15 protein-coding genes and 1 pseudogene are annotated in these 21,956 nt (G+C 32.1%); 15 read left to right on the forward strand and 1 reads right to left on the reverse strand.

What is annotated here, in order from left to right; genetic code table 11:
- The 14 genes and pseudogenes from QZ143_RS06825 to pyk form a co-directional block, all read left to right on the forward strand.
- Positions 1 to 495 (forward strand): annotated as a pseudogene (locus QZ143_RS06825) (AMP-binding protein); the annotation flags it as partial.
- 240 nt (positions 496 to 735) lie between these two features.
- The gene (locus QZ143_RS06830; protein ID WP_292609134.1) at positions 736 to 1,095 is read left to right on the forward strand and encodes a hypothetical protein; all 360 of its coding nucleotides are present in this window, start codon (positions 736 to 738) and stop codon (positions 1,093 to 1,095) included.
- Complete coding sequence (locus QZ143_RS06835; RefSeq protein WP_292882550.1) at positions 1,088 to 1,483, forward strand: hypothetical protein; 396 nt, start codon at positions 1,088 to 1,090, stop codon at positions 1,481 to 1,483. The genes QZ143_RS06830 and QZ143_RS06835 overlap by 8 nt, the downstream gene beginning before the upstream one ends.
- A gap of 443 nt (positions 1,484 to 1,926) precedes the next feature.
- A complete protein-coding gene (locus QZ143_RS06840) occupies positions 1,927 to 2,109 on the forward strand; it encodes a hypothetical protein (protein ID WP_292609138.1) in 183 nt (60 codons plus the stop codon).
- 23 nt (positions 2,110 to 2,132) lie between these two features.
- Positions 2,133 to 2,660 carry a hypothetical protein gene (locus QZ143_RS06845; RefSeq protein WP_292882553.1) on the forward strand — a complete coding sequence of 176 codons (528 nt, stop codon included), beginning with the start codon at positions 2,133 to 2,135 and terminating at the stop codon, positions 2,658 to 2,660.
- Between the two features lie 15 nt (positions 2,661 to 2,675).
- Positions 2,676 to 3,035 (forward strand): hypothetical protein, encoded by a 360-nt coding sequence (locus tag QZ143_RS06850; protein ID WP_292882556.1) that lies wholly within the window; start codon positions 2,676 to 2,678, stop codon positions 3,033 to 3,035.
- A gap of 75 nt (positions 3,036 to 3,110) precedes the next feature.
- On the forward strand, positions 3,111 to 3,425 hold the full coding sequence (locus QZ143_RS06855) for a hypothetical protein (RefSeq protein WP_292882559.1): 315 nt from the start codon (positions 3,111 to 3,113) through the stop codon (positions 3,423 to 3,425).
- 128 nt (positions 3,426 to 3,553) lie between these two features.
- Positions 3,554 to 4,399: a hypothetical protein gene (locus QZ143_RS06860; RefSeq protein WP_292609145.1), complete on the forward strand. Its 846-nt coding sequence runs from the start codon at positions 3,554 to 3,556 to the stop codon at positions 4,397 to 4,399.
- Positions 4,386 to 8,102 (forward strand): ATP-dependent DNA helicase, encoded by a 3,717-nt coding sequence (locus QZ143_RS06865; protein WP_292882561.1) that lies wholly within the window; start codon positions 4,386 to 4,388, stop codon positions 8,100 to 8,102. Before QZ143_RS06860 ends, QZ143_RS06865 begins: the two co-directional genes overlap by 14 nt.
- Before the next feature lie 33 nt (positions 8,103 to 8,135).
- Positions 8,136 to 9,086, forward strand: coding sequence for a tetratricopeptide repeat protein (locus tag QZ143_RS06870; protein WP_292882564.1), 951 nt, complete (start codon positions 8,136 to 8,138; stop codon positions 9,084 to 9,086).
- A gap of 93 nt (positions 9,087 to 9,179) precedes the next feature.
- Positions 9,180 to 9,443 (forward strand): winged helix-turn-helix domain-containing protein, encoded by a 264-nt coding sequence (locus QZ143_RS06875; protein WP_292609150.1) that lies wholly within the window; start codon positions 9,180 to 9,182, stop codon positions 9,441 to 9,443.
- Between the two features lie 825 nt (positions 9,444 to 10,268).
- Positions 10,269 to 11,510, forward strand: a complete 1,242-nt coding sequence (locus QZ143_RS06880) for a KamA family radical SAM protein (RefSeq protein WP_292882567.1) — start codon at positions 10,269 to 10,271, stop codon at positions 11,508 to 11,510.
- Positions 11,511 to 11,974: 464 nt separating this feature from the next.
- Complete coding sequence (locus tag QZ143_RS06885; RefSeq protein ID WP_292882570.1) at positions 11,975 to 13,093, forward strand: chitobiase/beta-hexosaminidase C-terminal domain-containing protein; 1,119 nt, start codon at positions 11,975 to 11,977, stop codon at positions 13,091 to 13,093.
- 404 nt (positions 13,094 to 13,497) lie between these two features.
- Positions 13,498 to 14,901, forward strand: coding sequence for a pyruvate kinase (pyk, locus tag QZ143_RS06890; RefSeq protein ID WP_292882572.1), 1,404 nt, complete (start codon positions 13,498 to 13,500; stop codon positions 14,899 to 14,901).
- Positions 14,902 to 15,406: 505 nt separating this feature from the next.
- Here pyk and QZ143_RS06895 read toward each other — a convergent pair.
- Positions 15,407 to 17,677, reverse strand: a complete 2,271-nt coding sequence (locus tag QZ143_RS06895) for an ABC transporter permease (protein WP_292882575.1) — start codon at positions 17,675 to 17,677, stop codon at positions 15,407 to 15,409.
- 889 nt (positions 17,678 to 18,566) lie between these two features.
- Between QZ143_RS06895 and QZ143_RS06900 the strand changes: the two genes are divergently transcribed.
- Positions 18,567 to 21,956 (forward strand): non-ribosomal peptide synthetase (locus QZ143_RS06900; protein WP_292882578.1); only part of this gene is annotated, 3,390 nt, incomplete at its 3' end.

Raw genomic sequence — 21,956 nt, forward strand, 5'->3', positions numbered from 1 at the left:
GAAATCATGTGCCGAGGGTTCAATGTGATGAAAGGTTACTATAACATGCCTGAAAAAACCGCTGAAACCATTGAACCGGACGGATGGTTGCATTCAGGAGACCTTGCAACCGTGGATGAAGACGGATATTACTCCATTGTCGGTCGTATTAAGGACATGATTATCAGAGGTGGGGAAAACATTTATCCTCGTGAAATCGAAGAGTTCCTGTTTACCCATGACTGCGTTCAGGATGTTCAGGTGGCTGGAATTCCAGATGAAAAATACGGTGAAATTGTAGGAGCATTCATTATCAAGGAAGAAGGATTTGATGATGTAACTGAAGCGGATATTCGTGATTTCTGTATTGGAAGCATTGCTCGTTATAAAGTGCCTAAATATGTGTTCTTTGTTGATGAATTCCCGCTTACAACCAGTGGTAAAATCCAAAAATACAAATTAGGGGATTTGGGTCTTGAGCTATTGGATGAAAGACGCAAAAGAGGAGAGTTATAACTCTCTTTAATTATTTTTTTTAAAAGTTTTCAAAATTGCTTTTAGCATGTAAAATTGTTCTTGTTTTAAACTGACTGTTTTTTATATCGGGTTTGATATAATTATCTTTGTAGAATATTTTAATTTTAAACAAATATTGTTGTGGAATTAAAATATTGTTTGAAGAAATTTAAAAACTTATTTATATTATTAAGTTGATAATATGTTTTGTTAGGTGAAAAAAACCTAACAGGTGATACATTGAATGAAAAAATTACATTTGATGAGAAATTTTCAGATTTGGGTGAATATTATAACATCAAATCACCTGCAGACATTAAAAATCAAATTCAAAAGAACGAAAATATCTTCATATTGCTTGAAGAAATTAAACCCTATTTGGAAAAATCTTTTAATGATGCCGAATTCTGCCTTGAAATGAATTTTGAACCTGAAATTGATGATAAATACATTGTTTTAAGAGTGTATGTATCAGATGAAAGATTTGATAATGGTGCTTTTGAAGACATATATCAAATTAGAGCACAAATTAGACCTTTAAGGAGAAAAATTAATGTTTTTCGTGAATTAGCTATCAGGCCGGCGATAAAAAATGTTTGATTTTTCTAAATTTAGTGATGTTGGTGACTATTTGTCACTTAAGAATTGCGAAGAAAATAATAGATCTGCTATTAGTAGATATTATTATTCGGTTTTTGGTTCAGTACGAATGTATCTGGTATTGTTTTTAAATGAATTTGAATTTATTGATAATTTTAGGGTTCATTCGAGAATCTGTGATAGAATGAGTAATTCTGATGATAATACTGAGTCTGAGATTGGTGAAATTTTAGATGATTTGAGGGAAATAAGAAACTATGCCGATTATGAATGGGATAAATTTGATGAAGATTATTTCAAAAAGAATTTGGTTAAAGTGAGAAATAATTCTAAATTGGCATTGGATGAAGTTGAATCACTTAAAAAATCACCTCCATTTAAATTTTAGCTATTTTTTTTTAAAGTTTTCAAAATTGCTTTTAGCATGTAAAATTGTTATTATTAATATTTCTAATAATCACTCACAAAAACAAAAAGTATTTATATAACATTATTACATAAATTATACTGCACATTAAAAATGGGTATTTATTAACCACACCATTATTGAAATTTGACTCTATACGAACTTATCACTTTGAGGAGTTGATAACCATGACCCAATTAACAAACTGCATTGCCGGAATGGTAATGTTCTAATCACGTTTATCGTTGTTTAATCATTTTTTCATTAGTATATGTAGTTTCACCTTTTAATGATTAGGCAACTTTTACTATCTGTACATGATGAGTAGCTGTTTAACAATCTTTCATTATGTAATATCATTTTATCTCCTATTCAATTTCAATGTTAGACAGCTACTGAACTTTTTTCAAATTCGGAGGTTAATCGTGATTCCAATTTTAGAGGAATATGCATACCTGCTGTATGTTCTTGAAATCATTTTGATTATGCTTGCTGCTGTAATTGTAATCCATGCGATTGTAGTAATGCTTTGGGGATATTCACAAACCGGAGATTTTTTGGTCTATCTAAGAAATTTCTACCATAATGTCTACGGAATAGACTTTTAAACCATTATCATTGAGGAAAAAATATGAACGTATCTAGAAAAATTAATATAAATGTGCCTAAGACTGTTGAAAAAGCCGTAAACGGCAATGAGGATTTTCATTTCTATGTGGACGAGCTCACATCAAATGACTGCATGCCGACCTATGTGGGAAGGGCAGATGAAAAATACACCTTTGAAAGTATGGATGATGCTTTCTTTGAGTTTTTGGAAAGAAAAATCCATGAAAATGGAATATATATCAGAATGATACATGCAACCGGTGAAAGCACCTCTGAAGGTGCTGTGTTTACTCTTGAATGTGGAAACATGACAAAAACATTCAAAACTTCCAGTTCAGAGGTTTTGGTCTTTGAATTCGCTGACTTTGGAATCAAGGTTTTGAATGATGATGTAACTCTTGGAACTACTGTTGATGGGGGATGCCATCACACACCGTTCTTTGCAGAGTTCGGATCGGACAGGGGAAATAGGGAGTTCCTGTCGCTTGACAATCCTTTAAACAAATTCGTAATGGATTTGTTATTGGAGATGATCGTTTTAGATGAATAATTATTGTGAGGTTACATGAGAGTTTGTTTGACTAAATTTACGGACGAAATCGCAGATTTTTTAACAAATGAAACATTGAAAGCAATAGACTATGGAATTTTGGACTTGCATCATATAAAAAATAGGGAACTGAGAAATGTTTTCTATTTTTTGGAGGAACTTTTGACTGTTGAATTGGAACTCAACTACCTGGAAAATGAAACAGGGATATTCAGGGTTTGCAGACGTGGCAATTTTTGGTATTACAAACAGGGAAAACATATTATCAAGGCAATCTGTTTGGATGAACTTAAAAAACAGGTAACTGTTGAAAATCGCATTTGGTATGTGTTTGATGAGGATTTGGCAAAAAAATACGGAGGCATAATATTTTGAAGGATTTGTTGTTTATGGTTGGCTACCTTGTAGCCTGCCTTGCTTTTGGAAGCATTTTAATATAAGGAGGTAAAGATGAATATAATTGATTTGGGAGCAATAGATAGGCTAGTTAAAAGAAATGAAAATCTTTTAACTTCTTTTAAGATAATTGATGATGTTGATGGTGATTTGGTGGTCAAAAATTTTGAAAAGAACGTATCTAACTTCAACGCAAAGGATGTGGTGATTCACAATAATGTGGTTGATATCGTATCGCCAGACGGTACGATTTCTGTTTCTTATTATTTTTCAGATTCATATTTGAAAAGTGATTTGAAAAGTATATTGGGTAAAATCAGAAGGTTTTGTCAAAAATCAGGTATTTGCTGTAGGGATTTTCATGAGTGATTCTAAGATATTGGTTTTTGAAGATGCAGATGAATTTTTAAAAGTTATTTCCAAACTGCAAAAAGCCTATGATGACAGTGAGGAAAACTAAAGTTATTTATTTAATTTTTAACAGATATTAACATAGTATGATTAATGAAGTTATTCTTTCACGACTTGACGAACTCATTGGAGATTATGATACTCCCTTTTTCAAATATCTTTTATACTCATATGATTTGAGCCTCGAGGAATGTGAGCTTATAGTATCAAAACTTAAGGATGACATTTCAGATGATGTCATTTCAAGTGATGATAATCTTGTTGAGGTTATTGAAGAGTATTTCAGACAAAAATGCATTGAAACAGAAAAAAGGGACAAATTGGAGTATCTGTCTTTTCTTATGGATAGTGAAAGTGACTTCTATGTTAAATTTTTAGCAAAATATGATGTTTCTTCCCGTGATTTGGACATAATCTACAATAAAATAGATGATAAGATAACCAACGAGAATATCAGTGATTTTGAAATCAAACGTAGTTTGGAGTATTATTTTTCAAATGCCGTTAAGCAGGATTCATATATCAGGAGTCTGGAACATATTGTAGGCAACAATTATGATTCATTAACTGTAGAGAGGGTCAAAAGGGAATATCCCAACATTTATGACGGCGATATCATTGAGATTACAAACGAGCTGTATGCTGAGATTTTGGACGGCAAGAACTTCACAAGCATCAAGGATGCATTTTTCGATAAGGTAATGCGCAAATCGGAATCCAAAAAGGCGGAAGCTATTTATAAATGGGAAAGTTTGGTTTTGGGAAATGGCGATTCATTCAATAAGCTGCTCGAAACCAAGCATCTAACCCTAGGCGATGGTGAGGTAATTAAAAAGGATGTCCGGTCTAAAATTCTGAATGGGCTTATATGTGCCGATAAGATTAACGGTGCATTCCTGACTATGTTGTGCATCAATTATGGTAGTGAATAAAATGAGGGTAAACAGCGTTTTTTCTTTTCTTGAAACAAAATTCAAGGATCTCTATGATTTGTGCACAGTCATGGAAAAGTTCATTGTCCTTGAAAACTACACATTGGCAATTGCAACGGCAAAGGTCATCCTCGATTTGTTCTGCCAGAAAACATCACAGGAACTGGTTTTCACAATAGATGTCTTCAATGACAGGTCCATACGTTATACGATTAATGATGTTAAGGGAGTCTATAAACAGATTTTTGAAATAATCTATGAAAATTACTTCAATCCCCGTGAAGAGTTTTTGGAAGTCAACTATGAATTTGACCTGAACTATATTCCAAAAGATGTCCGATTAACCAATGATGAGCTTTTTTTGATTTTGAACAATCTTAAAGTGGATTCCATTTCATCAAATGTCCTGGGAAGGGATGGCGATGATATGCTTTTTACAGAAGATATGCCTAGCGAAGAGCGAAGGGTAGCTCTGGAAATAATCAAAAACAATCTGAATAAGTTCATACCTGATTTTATTTTGCCTTTGGATTTGGTTGATAGTGAAGGTAATGCATTAACCCGTAAGTTCAATTTTGAAGCACAGATAAAGTATGACTATTGCTTTGTAAAGGAAATTCCGCCCGAAATGGAATTGGATAAATATCAAAAGCGTGCAGTCGAATACGATGAAGGTAAGCCGTTGGTCATTAATGCAGGTCCTGGAGCCGGAAAAACAAGTGTAATAATTGAAAGAGTCCTGCATCTTCTCAAAAATGCAGACCCGTCTTCAATTCTTGTCATTACATTTACAAACAAGGCTGCAGATGAGCTCAAGGAGCGTTTCAAAAAGGACACCAAACTGGACTTGAACGTCATAAACCAGATGAGGATAAGTACAATTCACAGTTATTGCAGGTCTGTGTTGTCTGATTTTTCTGAAATTCCATATAATTTGCTTAAAAGAGATTCTGAAAGAAATTTGTTTTTCAACAAGCACAAGGAAGAGCTTGGATTTACTGGTGAGGCATTTTTAAGAAGCTATGAATCGGCACATGCCCTTAAAAAATATGAGGAATATGCACTTTTTGAAGTGGATACTCAATCGCTTCTAGATTATGTCAGGAAAAACTTTAGGGTGTCTGATGAATACAGAGAATGGATTCGCCAATATTATGATTCAAATAACCAGTATCCATCCAAAAAGGAAATAAAATACAATAAGTTTGATGAAGATTTGTATAATGCTCGTTTTCGCCAGATTGTAGAGTCCTATCCTGATTGGATTGACCTTATGGAAAGGGAACACGTTTGCGACCAGAATTATCTTCTAATTAAAACTCTGGAGCTTTTGTCCAATCCAGATAATCTTTCCCGCGTGGAATACAAAAACATTTTGATTGATGAGTTTCAGGATACGGATGCCATTCAGATGCAGATATTTGAAAAGCTTCAAAGCATTGCTGATACATTTACTGTCGTTGGCGATGCAGACCAGAGCATCTACTCGTTTAGGGGAGCCAACCCAAAGTTTTTTACAGATTATGCAAACTCTGATGAATTTGAAAACAAGATTCTTGTAAATAATTATCGTTCAAGCTTTGACATCGTCGAATTCAATGAAAAGTACATTGAATCAAAAAGGCAAACTCAAAAGAATCTTAAGGCCAAAAATTCTCCTAAGATGCCGGTTTATTTGCTTGAAAGCAGGGATGACATTGAAGAATATAGGTCAATCGCTTTCATTATCAAAAATCTCTTGACCAATGGCAAAATCGAAAAGATGAGTGACGTTGCAGTTCTCTTCAGATCCCACAGGGATAAAAAGGAGATTCTTGACGTGTTTGACCGTGAAGGCATTCCATACTACCTTAAGGGGATTGACGATTTGATATATCAGGATGAAGTGAAAGCTGTTTTGGCACTTTTCTGGTATATATTGCCATTCAATCCAACATTGATTGCAAGGTATGGAGATGGAGGGCACTGGATTAATCTGCTTTCATTCACAGACAGGTACTACAAGTCCTCAAAGATTTTTAAACTTGATTATAGGACTATACAGGTTCTTGAGGAAATTGAATTCAAGTATCATCAGAATGTCGTAAGCTATACTGGAAAATATGAACCTCTGGTTGAAAACAAGCAGTCCAGATCTTTCATGGATGTTGTGCGTGATTATTCGGATAGGGTATTGGAAGATATCTTTAAAAAGACAAATAAGATTGACATATCTATTCTAAGTCGGGATGAACTTAGGAGCATAGGAATAGTTGATGAGCATGATTTGGACTTCTTTGCAAGTTTGAATGAAATTAAACGTGAAGTGTTTGACAGTGACATTGAACCGGGCAAAAAACCGACTTCCCTGCAGGTCTTTTACAAGCTATTGAATGCTGCAGGATATCTTGAGGAGCTGTTTTCACGAAATGATTTTGAGGCAAGAAAGGCATCTCTCAACCTTGCGTTGATTTCTGGAATAATATCTGATTATGAAAACATTATGGGAAAGCATGATGTAATAGGTCTTTTCAATTACCTTCATCGTTCGCTTAAGTATTACAGCTGTCCGATAAATGAATATGAGGACAATTCCGAAAAGGTTCATATCATGACAGTTCACAAGGCTAAAGGTCTTGAATATCCCGTTGTCATTACTGCTTCACTTAAGGAAAACAAGTTTCCAATTGTATTTCGAAACAACAGGAAAGATGATTTTGAGCGTCCAAGCTATCCGACTCCAAACAGGTTTTTGAAATACAAGATGTCTGAAGAGGATGAAATAAATGCTCTTAATCATGAGGAAGAGCGCATAGTTTATGTTGCAAATACTCGTGCCGAGGAACTGTTGATCTTGTCTGCAGTTCAATCAAGAATCAGCCATCCTATTCCAAGTGTTTTGGAAAGTTTTGAAAATGATTTTGGTGAAATCGCAAGAATTGAACCTGATGATGTTGACAAACTCAAGAAAGTAACTTCACATATGCATAGGGAGTCAAACCTGTTCAGACAGATTGAATTTGAAAATATCCTGGAGGACTATCTTAACTGTCCTTTGAAGTATAACCTTGAAAACAATCTATGCTATCAAAATCCCAAAAACATAAACAAATTCATAAATTCCAAACTGAAAGTTCTTCTCAATACGATTCACAATCCTAAGCTTCAAAAAGATTGGACTCGTGAAGATATTCATAATCTTGTGAGTGAAGTTGTAAAGTCATACAGTTTTGCATCCGAGTCAATGAAGAATCAGCTTAAGGAGCTGTTTGACCATATTGCGGATTATTGGTTGGATTATGGAAAAGAATATGATATTGTTGACTACAGCTATCCAGTGTCTCTTGAAATTGACGGATATGATGTCAATGGAATAATTGATTTGATCGTTAAGGAAAATAATGGTGGAGTAAATCTCATTCATTTCATTCGCTCTCGCGATGATATCCGTAACTATCATTATTTTTACATGGAAATTTTATCTTACTATGCATATGCCCTTCTTGAAAACGATGACTTTGAGATAAGTTCATTGCTTCTGCATGTTCTTGACGAAAACAAGCAGTATGAAATTTCATTTGACAAGTCCAATAAATTTATTTTTGAGTATCTGTCGGGCATTGTAGGCCATATTGAAAGGGATGACTATCCTATTCATGAAGTCAACTGCAAAAACTGTGAATTCAATGGCATCACCTGCATGTTTGAAAGCGATTTTGGCTAAAATATTTATCTTATTTTGTTAAAAATTAATATGATGAACATTGAAAACCTTGCCTTGGAACTTGAAATTGATGAAAAAGATGATCTGGTCAAAATAGCTATTGGTGATGTATCTACAAAATGGATTTGTAGAGATGACTTGTTCATAGAAAGGATTTGTGATGAAAATATTAACCCATTCTATAGGACACTGCATTTGACTCGTGAAATAGAAGTTAAAAACATTTTGGATAGGGGAATAGAACTTTTAAACATGCAAAAATATGGCAAAGCTATAGACTGCTTTGATGAGGCAATATTTTTTGATGAAAATTATGCTGACGCCTTGTTTAATAAGTCACATGCTTTATTTAATCAGGGTCACTTTGTAAAATCACTGCGTTTTTATAAGAAAGCTATTAAATCTGGTTATCCGAAAGATATTGAATACCATAAACTGCTTTTAAAAAAATCTTCCGAAGAAAGGAACAATTTTCCAAAAATTAAGAAAAATATCTATGCCGGAGACGAATCCGTAGCAAAAGGGGAATTTGAAAGGGCATTGGATTTCTATGATAGGGCACTAATGAATCCGTCAAAATTTAAAAGTAAGATTATCTATAAACTCTTAAATAAGAAGGGTTTGGTTTTGGTTAGACTCAATAGAATTGATGAAGCTTTAGAAAGCTTTGAAGCATCCAATCAGGCTTTGGATAATGGTCTTGCATATTTTGGCATTGGCTATTGCAGACATTCTTTAGGTGAAGACTGTGCGGACAGTCTAAAAAAGGCAGAGGGAATTGATAAGAAGTATTTGCTTAAAAAAGCATTGATATTCAATGATATAAAGCTATATGATGATGCATTGGATGCATTCAACTTATTTTTGCATAATCACTTTAGATTGGATTCAGGATTCAAGTCAGCAATTGAAGGTAAAATGATTGCATTGGATAATTTGGATTTGGAAAGCACTTTTGAAAGGGAAATTCTCTTGCAACTCTAGAATGTTTTGACTGCAGATCAACTAACAATTTACTAACAAAATATTTATTAATAATTAACAACTATTATTATTTATATAATCTGGTGTGTTAATATGGATGATGAGACATTAAAGATATTTGCAAAAGTTCATATATCCTCTTATAGGCATAAAACTGTTCAGTCCCTTAAGGATGATGTTAAAACTCCAACTGAAATATCAAACGATACTGGAATTAGAAGAAATCACATGTCTAATGTTTTAAGGGATCTAAAGGATAATGGTGTTGTTGAATGCGTAAATGAAGAGGCTAAACGGGGAAGGCTATATAGGCTGACTTCTTTGGGCGATGAAATTGCAGATAATTTGAAAGATTAATTCATTTTTTTAATAAAATTATATCAAATTAAATTTCTTGGAATGCTACTTTAAAAAGGGTTAATTTATAAAATAGCCGGTGTAAACTAATTCTTCAATAGGTGACACAATATATGATGCATTATTAATTAAATGTTCCAATTGATATTTGATTATTTGTATAATTAATTGCAAGGTCAGTTATTCATAAATTTTTAATGATTTAATCTTTTTTAATCTTAAAAACTATAATCATCTTTTAATATCAAGTATAGATAAACTTAAATAGTTTAATTAATCATATATATTTTTGGAATGTTAGAATAGATGATGAAACCCTAAAAAATTTGCTTATATAAACATTAGTTCTTACCGTGTAAAAGTAATGAAAACATTAAAAGATGAGGCTAAAATACCAACGGTAATTGTTAAAGATTGTGATATAGTGCTTAATCATATCTCAAAGGTTTCAAATTGAATTAAAAGAGGTTGGCGCTGTAGAATGTTTGAATGAAGAAGCAAAAAAGGGAGATTATATAGATTAACTGATTTAGGTGATGAAATAGTTGATAACTTAGCTGAATAAATCAGTTTTATGCAATTATGGAACTTTAAATCAATTGAAAATAAGATCATTTACATCAAAAAGAAATATGTTGAACATAAATTATACAAAAATCATTTAAAATTTGTCCTGTTTTTATCAATTGATAAATGTGGTTTAAATCGCGGGACATTTTTTGCATATTCACAACAAGATTTTATATCATATTTGTTATTTACAATCAAAATCATTATATCTATTGTGAACATAAATTAGTATTAGAATTATAAAAAACTATGAAAATGGGGTATGATATTATAGACATCAATAGAAAAAAATCATTAATTCGTTCAAATGAACTCGATAAAATTGCTATTGATGATAATAAACATAAATCAAAGGTTAGACTTGGTTGCAGTGAATCTTCAAAAAGATTATATGAAAACAATAAAAATAAAATATTAAATGAATTAAATGCATCACAGGAAGATTGGGAGAATCCCAAATGGCAATTGAAAAACCGTATTAGTGATGTTGATGAAATTTTGAAGTACACTGATCTTTCAAAAAAAGATTATGATGACATTAGAAAAGTCAGTGAAAAACATAGGTTTGCAATAACACCATACTACTTTTCATTGATTGACTTTTCCAATCCTAATTGTCCAATAAAACTGCAATCCGTTCCAAGCATTAAAGAATTGGATGAATCCGGACAATTGGATCCGATGTGCGAGGAGCAATCCAATCCATCCGGAAGAATTACAAGAAGATATCCAAACAAGCTAATCATTAATGTTACTAACGCATGCCCTATGTACTGCCGGCACTGCCAACGTCGCAGATTGATAGGCAACTTTGATAAGCACACTCCCAAAGAATACATTGATGAATCCATAGAATTTATAGCAAATCATGAAGCCATCAGGGAAGTGTTGGTTACCGGCGGAGATGCATTATTGCTTTCCAACAATCAGCTGGAAAATATATTCGAAAAACTGTCCCAGATAAGCCATGTTGATGTAATAAGGGTAGGTACAAGAACTCTCGCAACCCTTCCTTTTAGAATTGATAATGACCTTGCAGTTCTTCTTAGAAAATATAGGGTTCAGCTATCTACACATTTCAATCATGCATGTGAAATTACTCCTCAGGCTGTAAGTGCTGTTGATATGCTGGTCGACCATGGTGTACTTGTGAGAAATCAGATGGTATTGCTGCATAATGTAAACGACGACAAGTACTGTATCCAAAAAACCAATGAGGAGCTGCAGAAATATCGTGTAATTCCATATTATCTGTTCCATCCAAAGGATGTTAAAAGCACAAAGCACTTCCAGGTTGACATTTCAAAAGGATTGGAAATCATGAAGCATTTGGAAGGAAGAACAAGCGGAATGTGTAAACCTACATATGTTTATAATTCTCCAGGAGGGCTTGGAAAGATACCTTTAGTGCCGATGGAAAATATTGAACAGGTCAAAAACGGATATAAGCTCACAACATGGGAAAACAAGATTATCAAAAAGGATTTTGAAGATTGAATAATTTTTTCTTCATATTTCTTTTTATGCGCTTTTTTTTTTAAATCTATTTTTTTTTTTAATGTTTTGAGGATGTGACTCGAAGTCACCATTTCCAATCTTATCTAGCATCTTTAGATGCCTTTCGTTAAATGAATCCCCAATCTTTAAGAGAGTTATTCTTTCACTATCGGATAAATAGAATATATTGTTCAGTTACAATAACTGTAACTGCTGCATTAAGTTAGAACACAAGACAGAAATAATGGAAAGAATTAATAACATCCATTTTTGACTGATTTACTGGATTGTTTAAAAAGTATCATTAATTAAAAAATTCTGTAATTCAAAAATATTATCAGTTGAATGATAGTATTCAATCGCTGTTTCATTGTCAGTTTTAACAGAAACTTTAAAATAATCTATAGTTATTTATAAAATATTCAATAAAATAATTATTATAATAATTGGAGGGGGGTTAAATCTTGTTTAATAAAAAATATTTCATATTAATTTTAATATTCTTGTCTTTATTTTGTTCAATTGCATCAATCAGTGCTGCAAATACTGTTTTGACTGACAATTCGAATAACAGCATTACAAATGAGTCCAGTTTACAACTTCCTCTTTCTTTTGATGAGGACATTAATCAAAAGGTTGATAATTCTTCGGATACAAATGATAATGTTTTAGCCAGTAATCAAAATACTGTTGAGAAATCCAAAAATTCAAGTGCAATCATTAAAAAAGCTCCTAAGGTATGGATTAATAAGATGATTGTTAAATCTGACAAGAAATTAGTTATAAAACTTAAATCAGATAAGAAAGGAAAAATCTATTATTCCACAAATGGTAAAAAACCAACTGTTCACAGCAAAAAATATACAGGTCCTATAACTTTAGCATCGAATAAGGTTTTAAAGTTTTTTGCTGTTTCAAAAGATGGAAGCAAATCAAAAGTTCATACATATAAAAGAATTTTAGGTAAAACTTCAAAAGGATATGTTGAAAAGCTCTACTTCGGCAATATGTCTTCAACAAAAACCATTGCATTAATTGTTGGAGTCCATGTTCAAGAATGCGAAATGCACAAGTCAATATACAAAAGCCTGATTAAGAAAAACAATAAATTAAAAAGAAAGTATGTGTTATATTACATTCATGTGACCAAAGACCAGAACAGTTATTCAAAAAGCAGAATGAATGGCCAAATATTAGGAAACAAATTCATAATAAAGGATATAGCTAATGAAAAACCTAAAATAACAACAGATATCCATGAAACAAGCTATAAGGCTAGCGGATACAAATATCCTAGATTCATCCATATGATTTCTAATAAAAACATTAAGACTGTCAAAATAAGTAAAAATCTCCATAAGAAATCTTCTCTTTATTTAAAAAGGCTGCTAAAATTGACACCTCACATTAAAAGATATGATCCTCAGTTGGGTTCAAGTCCGGCCTATATTACTGTACCTATTGCAAATAAGGGTTTAGTTTCTTATATCTATGAAACAGAAAGTGATTACTCAAAAACCGTTAAACAGACTTATGCAGACAAATATATTAAAGCTTTGGATAAAGTCAATTTGTCCTTTTAGCTTTAATTTTTAATTTTTTCATGATGCAGCAATGCTGATGGGGCTATTTTTGGAGTTAATTAATGTTTTTTTTTTAAATAGTGTATGTTACATGAAGTCACTATTTTTTCTTTAATTTTATATTATGCTAAGTACAATTTTTTATTAGGGATATTAATCTTTGTGGTTGGTTTATTTATGTTTTTAAAAGATTATAATATTTATTAAACTATGTTTGCTCCAAACGATAAAAACAACTAAAACACAAAATCAATTAAAAATTTTTGTTGCATCCTCGTTTTCAAATTTTAAAAATAATTATTGCATAGCTATTTATTTTTATACTTTAATGACATATATTTATATAGGAATGTTTTTATTTTTTGAACGGATTATATTAAAAAATGTTGTTTGGAGATGTTTGTGTGAAGAAAACAAAGATTATATGCAGTATTGGTCCGGCATCAGATTCATTTGAGGTCATGAGTGAAATGGCAAAAAGCGGTATGGATTGTGCACGTATCAATCTCAGTCATGCTACAACAGAAAGCATTTTAAAAACGTTGGATGTTATAAGGGATGTGCGTGAGGAGTCTGGTGTTCCAATTGCTGTAATGTATGATACCAAGGGGCCTGAATTCAGAACATTGGAGTTCTCATCAGACGGTGTGATGCTTCATAAGGGCGATACAATTAAAATGAGCAAAACCTGCATAAGGGGTAATAGAAAAGAATTCGGCGTTAATCACAGTAATGCGATTGATTTGATAAATGTGGGAGACAAGGTACTTATAGACAATGCCCTTCTTGAGCTGGAAGTCATTGATAAGGAAAATGATTATGTGGTATTGAAGGCATTGGGTGACGGAAAGATTCAAAATCACAAGTCAATCAATGTCCCTGGCGTTGATTTGAAACTGGATTTTATGAGCGAAGTCGATAGGAAAGATATCGCTTTTGCTGCAAGTCATGCCTGTGATTATTTGGCATTGTCTTTTGTAAATTCAAGGGAAGATGTGATTGAAGCTCGAAAAATTATTGAGGAATCCGGCGGAGATGCACTTATCATTTCAAAGATTGAAAGCTACAAAGGCATTGAAAATATTGATGAGATAATTGATGTGTCTGATGGTATTATGGTGGCCAGAGGAGATTTGGGTGTCAATGTTCCAATGGAAGAGCTGCCTATACTTCAAAAGAACATCATTGAAAAATGCCGTCAGAATGCCAAGTTTGCTATTGTTGCCACTGAAATGCTGGCTTCCATGGGTGAAAATCCAAGACCTACAAGAGCGGAGGTTTCCGATGTGGCCAATGCAATATTGGATGGAACCGATTGCGTGATGCTATCCGGAGAAACAACTGTAGGTGATTATCCAATAAATTCAGTTGAGACAATGAGCAAGATATGTAAATATGTGGAATCCACCATAGACTATACAAAGTATGTTGATTACAGGGGAACAATAGGCATTAGCGATACAATAGCCAAGCTTGTTGCAGATGCTGTAGAATACTCCGATATCAAATTGATAGTTGCACCTACTATCAGTGGATTCACGGCAAGAAGAATCAGTAATTTTAGGCCTGACACCATTATTTTAGCCTGCTGTCCTTCAAATCACATTGCAGAAAAGGTTGTCTTGAACTTTGGTGTCAAGCCGGTAGTGACTGAAATTTATGAAAGTAATCATGATATGGTTGAAAATTTTAAAAAAATTGCTCAAAATGAATTCAATCTCGATAAAGGGGATTTGATAGTGGTTACTGGAGGATACCCAGTAGGAGAGCAGAAAAAAACAAATTACTTGTGGATTGTGGAGATATAACTGGCAATTTTTGCAATATCTCTATATTAAAACAAAAACAGCTTTGAAATTATTATCTTTAGGATGTCTTTTGACATTAACTGCAGGGAAATTGAAAATCAGTTGGATTTTAAGCTGTTTATCTTTAAAATGCAAGAATGCCACAACTTCTGCAAGTTGTGGATGAATTGCACTTATTGGGTGTACTGTCTTTTTTAATTAATTTTATTGTGTTTTATTTTATTTGCGTTTTTTTGGAGGCTATTTTATGTCATGAATTTTTTATTCAGTATACTTTTTTGTTATTGGATTATTAAATAATTGCTTTGGGTATGAAAAATTGTTTTGGGTTTGAAAAATTGCTCTGAGTTCGTTATTCGATTACTTTTCAAATGCTCTCTCTCATTTTTTATATATGGGTAATTATAAATGAGATATTATTCAATTAAGTGTGATTTTAATTGTTGTTTTAAAAAAGAGTTGATGTTTTTTCATTTTTTTTTAGATTAAATATTAAAAAATATTGTCATTCACTGGCTTTTAGTGATTCTACCATGTCTAACTTCTTAATTTTATTTGAAAACATTAGGTTTACAAGTATTGATATGGAAAATGTAATTGAAGCAGATAATATGAGATTTGTAATGGTTAATTTGGGTATTGTATAAAATGAATTTCCTGAAGAGGCCCACATTAGATCCAGGACATAGATGCCTAAAGGCACACCAAGTATAAATCCTATAGTTGTAAATATTAGGTTTTGTGTTAATAGCAATCTTCTCAATGCATTGCTTTTAAATCCCAGTACTTTAAGTGTTGCAATTTCCCTTTCAATTTCTGTAAATGAGAGTAATCCTAAATTATACAAAACTATGACTGCCAAAATACATGCGAAGAGGGATAATATGTAAATTAACACCCATGCTGTTTCGGTTATTTCATCCCATCTCTTTTCAATGTCATCAAGAGTAGTGGTTGATTTAAAGCCCTCATATGTTTTGTTAACGTGCTGTGAAGTTATGACACTGGTTGGAGTGTAATTAAGGTTAAGTTCTTCCAATTTATTTGGGGACATGATTAAACCCTGTGATATTGGGTCTGCATGGATTTTATCAATTTTTGTATTGACCCATTTGTTCGATCCCATGATGTGCCATTTAACGGTGTTTCCAATGTCTATATTTAACTGGTCTGCCATTTTTTGTGAAATTGAAACTTCATCATTTCCAATTTCTATTTTATTCTCATACTTGTCTGTTGGCGTTATTAAATCCGTGCTGTTTGAAACCAGAATATTTCCCATTTTTTTCGTGTCATCTGTTTCGAGTTCAATTTTCTCCTCCATTATTTTGTCTCCGTTAACATCACTGGCTACTTTATCAATTTGGGATATTGTTGCGTTGGCATCAATCATTAATTTTGAATCATAATGATTAATTTGATTATATTCCCATTCTTTTACATCATTCAGCCCATCATATAATCCAAATGCACCAATTAAAAGTGCACTACAACCCATAACACCTATAATGGTCATTACACTTCTCAATCTGTTTCTTTTTGCATCTCTATAATTCCAGCGGAAATTGAATGATAGTTTTTTCCAAATCTTTAATCTTTCAATGAATCCTGAAGTTGATATTTTAGGCGCTTTGGGTTTAATGGCATCGGAAGGTTTTTCTTGTGAAATGCTTGAAATGGCACGATATGAAACTGCAAGTGAAAATATGGTCATTAAAACTATTAGATATATAAAATTCATATTTCCGGTAGGGCTCCATAAAGGTAGTTTATATGTTTTAATCATTGATGGATAGAATATTGGAGGTATTATTTTTGGTCCTAAAATCAAACCCAAAATGGAACCGGTTAAAACTAACCAGAATCCATACGATATATAATGCAGAGTTATGGTACTATTTTTAAATCCATTGGCTTTTAATATTCCTATTTGCATTCTTTGATGTGAAATTATCCTAGTCATTGTTGTCATGAGGATTAGCATTGAAACAATGAGGAACACAACCGGGAAAATATCAGCCATCATTTTGTGTTTGGCAATTTCTTCTGAAAATTGATAAACACTTGGATGGTCTGATTGCTTAACAAATGCGCTGTAATATCCATTTAAACGATAATCTAACAATTTGTAATATGTATCGGGGGAACCCTCAAATTTAACGTTTAAAACATTGTATGGGACTGTATCTTCGGGAAATGCTTTATGGGACATATAAGCAAAGCCGATTTTATTGTAATCTTGTATCACAGAATGGTCTGATGTATGATAAACGTATTCCGGTGAATATCCTAATCCTTTAATTTCCTTATCAATTACATACCCTTTACTTTCAAAGCTGATGCGGTCTCCGATTTTTAATCCTTTGGCATCTGCAAAGCTTTTATCAAGCCATACTCCATCACTGTCATTAATGTCCAGTGGTTTGCCTTCCAATAAATAGAATTTGGATATGGTATTGTTTTCAACAAAGTGCAGCGTAATTTCGGGGTCATTTTCGAAGTCAGCTACTGAATCAACAACCAATTGCCTATCCATTTGTGTAGTTGGGCCTAAAAGATTCACTTGTTCCAGAAACAAATCATTCAAATAAGGTGAATAAATCCAACCATCTGCCAAGTTGGTTTCTTCATAATAATCGTTTATGTTGACTTCAAGACCTATGCATTCGCTACTTATTCCGGTAAAAACAAGAACTCCTAAAAATGCCATTAAAAAAATAGATATGAATTGGGATTTGTGTTTGAATATGTCTCTTACCATCTTTTTTCCAAGCATTTACTCACCATTATACTACTTTCAATTTGAATATTTAATTATGTTCACTTTCCCGTTTTTATATTGAGTTACACTAATTTGCAGTTGTATTCTGATTGCTGATATATATTTAAGCAAATTCGAATCAATACGGTTGTTTTTGAATTGAATCTCATTTCATTATATAAGTCATTGTTGTTGATTAGCAATTATATTTCTTATTGTCTTGGTTAGTGAATTATGAATTCTTAAAAATATTTAAAATGGTTAAATTGTTTAAACAGAGTGTTTTTGGAACCATTTCATTTTCATTCATAAATCCTGATTCATATTAGCTATTCTTTTGAAATGGATTATTCGATTCATGATTTTGTTTAGATTGAGATTCAAAATATCATACATTAATTGTTAAATTTTATTATATCTCACATCATATATTAATTATTATTTTTTTCAATAGTTTTAGTTCAATCATTTAGTCGTAGCGAAAATATAAGGCCTATTATTGCGGGTACATGACTCTTTTCATTTCATCTGTGGGATTTTGTCAACTATTTTTTCTTTAATACTTGTTTCATTTTGTAATTCTTTCACATCTGTTGTTTGCTCAAGCGATTCTTAATATTCTTTAGACCAGATGCGGATGTGAAAAATTTCATCATTTGGCAACAGGTTGTGATTCCAGTTGAACCAATATTAGTTTGTTCATTATAACACCTATCTTTTTTTACTAAATAATAATAATTTTTTTTTAGATAAATTATTTATTAGATAGTTTTAATAATATTTATTAGTTAATGAATTTGAAGGTTTGATAAAATGGATGATAAAACAAATGATTTTTTAAGTGAATATTTGTCAGAATTATGTCTGGATTTTGATGAATCAACTTTAATTTCTTCAAATAAAAATGGAGAAAAAGAAAACAGAATATGAATTTAAAAAAGAAAATTTAGTTGAATTTGCCAAATCCAATTCAATTTCAATCAATGAGATTTTATTGGCAAGTTTAACATTAACACTTAATAAATTTAATTTTTCCGATGAAATTTTAATTTTCAATCAAAATAATATTCCATTTGCAGCTAAATTTGAAAACAGACAAATTCACATTAGGGAATTTCTAGAGAATATTCATGAGAACTATATTAAAACGTTGGAGTTCGATGAATATTGCAGTAATGATGATTTTCTTTTAAAGCCGGAATTTTATTATTCGTTTGGTGATGATTTAAAATCAGATGAAGACTATTCCAATTATTTAAGCATTGTTGAAAATGATAAAACTGTTTTGTTGTCATTATTTTACAATAATGAATTATATACAAAGGAATTCATTGATTTATTCTTATCAAGCCTTGAAAAAATCGTTGAAGAAATAGTTAATGCTAATATTGATAAAACAAATATCTGCGACATTGCCATTGTAGGCGAAAATGAAAATGTTGTCTTCAGCGAAGTTGAAATGCCTTTGATTCACAAACGCTTTGAAAAGCAGGCAATGGAGAATGGTGATGAAACTGCTCTTGTTGCAAGTGATGCCACATTGACTTACAAGCAATTGGATGAAAAAGCAAATGTTATTGCAAATGCTTTAATAGATAAAGGAGTCAAACCGAAAAGTAATGTTTTAGTAATGCTTTCAAGGGACAGTAATTTGATTGCTTCCATTTTGGGTATCCTTAAAGCGGGTTGTGCCTTCATTCCGATTGATCCTGAATATCCTCAGGAGAGAATAAATTATATTTATGAAAACAGTCAGGCGGATTATATTATTGCCAATGAATCCGGAGAAAAATCTTTAGACATTGAAGAACTGCTTAAAGAAGGCAATTCAGAAAATCCTAACGTTAATGTTGATCCTGATGATTTGGCATATATGATTTATACTTCAGGCTCAACCGGTAATCCTAAAGGTGTGATGATCGGTCATGAAAACATTTGTAATCAGGTTTCAAATCCTAAATCCACTTATGATAGCTTGCTTTGTATTACAACTATCTCTTTTGATGTGTCTGTTGATGACATATTGACATCTCTCTCAAATGGGTTGAAATTGATATTGGCTGATGATGTTCAAATCAAAAATATTCCTGCTTTAATCAAGTTAATTGATGAAAATCAACCTGAAATTTTAGATATTACTCCTTCAAGACTTGCTTCTAATCTTGAGGTTAAAGAATTCTGTAATGTTATATCCTGCATAAAGTGTTTTTTCATTGGAGGAGAGAAATTTTCAGCAAAAGTTTATGAAGATTTAAGAAAATACAGTGATGCGGTTGTCTATAACAGTTACGGTCCAACAGAAACAACAATCACCTCAAACAACAAAGAAGTCACAGATGTAAACGATTTGACTGTGGGTCCTCCTTTAACCAATTATGTCACTGATGTTCGTGATATTGATGGAAAATTGGTTCCTAATGGTGTAATGGGTGAATTGTACATTGGAGGTGTGAGTGTCGGAAAAGGATATTACAACATGCCTGAAAAAACTGAAGAGGTTTTCCTGACTATCAATGACATTCCGTATTACAGGAGTGGGGACTATGCCATTGAACTTCCAAATGGTGAAATCGACATTAAAGGAAGAATAGACAATCAGATTAAACTCAGAGGTTTAAGAATAGAAATTGGTGAAATCGAAACCAATATTGGTCAATATCCAGATATAAGGCAGGCGGTTGTTGTAATTAAAGAGATTAACAATAATGAACATTTATGTGCATATTACACTGCTAACTGTGAAATTGACAGTGATGACTTAAAAGAGTTTTTAAAAGATCGTCTTACTCGTTATATGGTTCCAACCGTGTTCATGCAGCTAGATGAAATGCCGCAAACACCAAACGGTAAAACTGACCTGAAACAACTGCCAGCACCACAACTTAGATTGTCATTTACACTCCCTGAAACTGAAACTGAAATAATCTTGCATGAAATTGCTTCATCCATCAGCAAAACAAAGGAATTCGGTACTACTGATGATTTGTATGCTGTCGGATTTACTTCATTGTCACTGATGAAATTAAATGCAAGGATTTATGAGGAAATGGGTGTTAATTTAGATATTATTTCATTATTGAATGATCCTACAATTAAAAATATTGCAAACGAAATAGAAAACAATGATATTCTAGATTTGAATAGTGTAATAGAATTATCTAAGGATATGGTTTATTATCCATTGACAGAAAATCAAATGGGAATCTATTATGAGTGCATTCAAAGCGGTAATGTTGCACAATATAATCTTCCATCAATCATAAGATTTGACAGTGAAATTGATGTGGATAGATTGCGTGATGCAATCATTAAGACAATTGAGGCATATCCTTATCTAAAAACCAGAATTGTTACACAAAAAGGTAAAGTGATGCTGAAACGTGATGATTCAATAGAGATTGATGAGATTCCAATTGTTGATGTTGATAATATTTCTGATAGTGAAATTGAAAAAGAAAATCTTAAACTGTTTGATTTGCATAATGACCAGTTATTCAGATTTAAAATCTATAAAACTCCTAGTGAAACAATTTTATTCTCAGATGTCCACCATATAATTTCCGATGGTGAATCCTTAGACAAGCTGTTCACAAATATTTCCAATGCATATCAGGGAATTGAAATTGAAAAAGAAACAATCAACGGTTACATTAACAGTATAATTGAAAGTGAAAATGAAAACAGTGAAAAATATGAATTGTCTAGAGAATTCTTCCGGGATAAATTAACTAAAGAAGTTGATTCGACTGTATTGACTCCTAATTTGAATGGTAATTTTGAAGAAGGAATTTTAAAATCAATTTCCAAAAATATCGACCTTGAATTGGTTAATAAGTTTTGCAGTGAAAACAGGATAACTCCTAATGTCTTATTCATGGCAATTACCATGCTGAACTTGAATAAGTATTCATTCAATGACAAAACATTGATTACAACTATTTTCAATGGAAGATCAAACTCATCCTACCTCAACACACAGGCATTGCTAGTTAAAACACTCCCAATTGTTTCAATCAATGATGATAGGACATTATCATTTAAAGAATATTTAAATTCAGTCAATGATATCTGGATGGAAACCATTAATCATTCTGATTATTCTTATACTAAGATTTCTGAAGAGTTTGGATTGAAACCAGAGTTTTTCTATGCATACAATAATCTTGACGCTGAAGAAATTGAGATTAACGGTAAAACTTATAAAGTCAAATATTTGAATTCCCTTGAAGTTAACTATAAAATATCTTTGGATGTTAATGAAACCAAAGATAATATGGAATTGTTTATCCAATAT

This window comes from Methanobrevibacter sp. UBA188 (genome assembly GCF_905234905.1).
In the GTDB taxonomy this organism is placed as follows: Archaea; Methanobacteriota; Methanobacteria; order Methanobacteriales; family Methanobacteriaceae; genus Methanocatella.